The sequence below is a fragment of the Nocardia sp. bgisy118 genome (genome assembly GCF_057708605.1).
Map to the genome: position 1 here is coordinate 1 of NZ_JBYISM010000065.1, position 3,071 is coordinate 3,071.

Here is a 3,071-nt window from a genome sequence, read left to right on the forward strand (position 1 = left end):
TCGGTTCGTGCGAGGCGCCGGATTCGGTGACCGCGCGCGTCACGACGGCGTCGTAGCGCAGGTCGAAACCGTTGGCGGCGCTGACTATCTTGGGCAGTTCGCCCGCGGCCGCGATCGCGTCGATGGTGGACTGCTGCCGGTCGACAAGCTTCTGGTCCAGATGCGGGAAGGTGTAGGTGCCGAGCGAATCCACGATGCGCCGGGCATCCTCGGGACTGACCTTCTGGCTGTCCACGTAGTACTTCTGCGCCCACTCCTGGCGGTGGGTGTTGACCCACTGGTAGGCCCGGACGTAGGCCCCGACGAGTGCGCCGACCGCCGCCGACTTGGCCGGGTCCTGCGTCACCGCGCGCCGCGCGTACAGGTAGGCCAGGCCGCCGTAGATGCCCGCGGTCTCGGAGTCCGGGATCAGCGAGGTGCCGGGCGTACGCAGCAGCCGGGTCACGTTCGGCTCGATCAGCGGGGCAATGTCGACCTGGCCGGTGCGCACCGCGTCCAGGAACTCGGCCAGCTGCAGCCGGACCAGTTGCACGTCACCGGTTTTCAGCCCGGCCTTGTCCAGCGCGCGCAGCACCGCGGCCTGCTGCGCGGTGCCCTCGGCGTAGGCGATCTTCTTACCCTCGAGATCCGCCAGCGTGGTGGCGGTGCGGCCGGGTGCGACCGCCAATTTCAGTGCGGCGGGACTGGTTTGCTGTGCGCCGACGATCGGCACGTCCTGGCCTGCGGCCAGCGCGTGGATCGGCGGCACGTCGCCGACCGGCGCCACATCCGCGGCGCCTGCGCGGAACGCCTCCAGGATGGCGGGCCCGCCGACGAAGTTGGCGAACTCCACCTTGAACGGCAACTTGTCCAGTTCACCGGACGCGCGCAGCACGCTCTGCAGGCGCTCCTGCTGGTCGGCGACGATCAGCTTGGTGCCCGCGGGCACCTCCGTCGGCAACGGAGTGTTGGCGGTGTCGACGACCGGTGTGTCGTCCTTCGCGCATCCGGTCAACCCAAGGGTCGCAGCGGTCGCCAAAACGAGCAAGGCGGCGGTGGTGCGGCCGCGGAGGCCGGGCAGGAACGTACTCGGTCGAAACATACCGGGTAGTCAAGCAGGACGGAACGAGCCCGAACACGGTTAACGACAGCCTGATTCGAACCGGTGTCAGGGCGGCGCTGCGGCACTGCGGACCCCGCGTACCTGATCCAGATACCGCTGCACGAACGGCAGCACCTGCTGGTCGATGACCTTGTTGTACTCCGCGGGCGCCTGCCTCGGGTTGGCGTGGCCGGTGCCGCGCGGCAGCACGACCAGCAGGCTGCCGTCCACTCCGCCCACCCGTTCGATCAGCACCTGGTGCGAGTACGCGACGTCGACGACGCGGTCCCGTTCGGCTTCGCGCGGCCGGATGTAGACGATGGCCGGGCGCGGTTTGCCGTTCACCGGGCGGGAGAGGGCGCGCAGATTGTCGATCGCGCCGCCGCCGACGATGGCCAGGAACTGGGATTCGATCAGGCCGTTGCTCGCCGCGTTGCGCGACATCACCTTCTCGGTCGCGACGTCGACGAGCACTTGGCCGAGTTCGGCGAATCGGATCGTGGGCACGGGATCGGCGGCGCGATCGACGAACCGGTCCCGCCGCGCATAGGTCTCCACGGCCATGCGCAGCGTGCGGCTCTCGCGCGCTCCCGGCAGCCATCCCATCCAGCGCAGCATGTCCTCGCCCCGGCCGCGGCTCTCCGGGCGCACCGCGTTCAAATCGACGGGCGTGCAGTCCAGTAGCACGCCGGCCAGCCGCCGATCGCTGTCCAAGTGGATGTGCTGGCCGACCTCCAGCGCGATCACACCGCCCATGCTGTGCCCGACGAGCACGATGTTCCGCACGCCCGACATCTGGGCGGCGCGGACCACGAGATCGGCGATCACCTTGCTGTCGATGCCCTCGTTGTCGTATTTGATGGCCCAGACCACGCCCATCCGTCGTAGCGCGGGCAGCGCGGACGCCGTGTCGGAGGCGTTCAGTCCGCCGAGACCTACCAGGTCGACGACCGCGGTGTCCCAGTTCTCCTCTCGCGCGGGAGTCGCCACCGGCAGCAGCGCGGGCTCGGTCAGCGCGAGTCTGGCGCGCTCGGGGGCGACATCGTGCACCCAGTACTGGGTGAACACGATGAGTACGAGTATCAGTAGTGCGGCGACCCGCAGTAGTGCCAACCTGGTGCGGCGCAACGTCGTCCACCGGTGCCCGAGGCGGGTCTCCCGGAGTCGAGCCTTACGTCGCGCATCATCCCAGTCGGTGACGGTGGACGGGTGCCGATCGTCCAACGGCGACATCCCTTCACGGTAACGACGGATGTGCTCGGCTGCCACGTGGTCGCGGTGTGGCGGAGCGGCCCGGCACGACCTCTCGACCGCTCCGTCAGCAGCTGGAGCGGTGAAACATGCTGTGGCCCTATCCGATCGAGCCCCGGCGAGAAAGCCGCCTGCGCGAACCACGCACCGCGCTGAATTCGCACGCCAGAATGCTCGATCCGGCTCGGCTCCGCTCAGTCGAGCGTGCCGGTCTCCGCAAGCGTGGCCAGTTTGGCGAGCGCGAGGCGCCAGCCCAGTTCGTTGTCCTCCGGTTTCACCGCGCTCGGCACGCCCTCGTGGATCGCCACGAGATCGGTTCCACCGTCCTCCGCGTCGGAAAGGGTGATGGCGATGGTCATCTCGCCACGTGCGGCCGGATCGTCGGTCTCGAATTCGACCATTTCCACGACCTGTTCGTCCGGAATCAGGGTGACGAAGCGCCCCTGATAGGTGTCGGACTGCGCGGTCGTCTTACCCGCGTCGGTCGGATCGTCGTAGGTGAGGGTGATGCGGAAGCAACCGCCCTCGCGCGGCTCGAATGCGTGGACGTGGCTGGTCATCCCGGTGGGCACGCGCCATTGCGCGATCGCTTCGGCATCCAGCAACAGGCCGTAGACGGTCGCCCGTGGCGCGCGAATGTGTTTGCCGATTCTGGTGCTGGACATGGCACCACGGTAGCCCGATCCGCCCACGCGGGAGACACGGAAAGTCCATGAAACGCCGAAAGCCCCCGACCGTG

Annotated in this window: 3 protein-coding genes; all 3 read right to left on the reverse strand. The window is 68.5% G+C overall.

Annotated features, from left to right (window positions below):
* Nucleotides 1-1,081, reverse strand: a 1,081-nt coding sequence (locus AC3EO7_RS37675; RefSeq protein ID WP_435593865.1) for an ABC transporter substrate-binding protein, incomplete at its 3' end; no start/stop codon positions are given.
* A 66-nt stretch (nt 1,082-1,147) separates the two neighbouring features.
* The gene (locus AC3EO7_RS37680) at nt 1,148-2,314 is read right to left on the reverse strand and encodes an alpha/beta fold hydrolase (RefSeq protein ID WP_431970639.1); all 1,167 of its coding nucleotides are present in this window, start codon (nt 2,312-2,314) and stop codon (nt 1,148-1,150) included.
* Nucleotides 2,315-2,526: 212 nt separating this feature from the next.
* Nucleotides 2,527-2,997 (reverse strand): SRPBCC domain-containing protein, encoded by a 471-nt coding sequence (locus tag AC3EO7_RS37685; RefSeq protein WP_431970638.1) that lies wholly within the window; start codon nt 2,995-2,997, stop codon nt 2,527-2,529.
* Nucleotides 2,998-3,071: the final 74 nt, after the last annotated feature.

What these genes read in the sequence shown, in the direction of transcription:
- AC3EO7_RS37685 (WP_431970638.1), bottom strand. Translation starts at nt 2,997, where the DNA reads ATGTCCAGCACCAGAATCGGCAAACACATTCGCGCGCCACGGGCGACC.
- AC3EO7_RS37680 (WP_431970639.1), bottom strand. Translation starts at nt 2,314, where the DNA reads ATGTCGCCGTTGGACGATCGGCACCCGTCCACCGTCACCGACTGGGAT.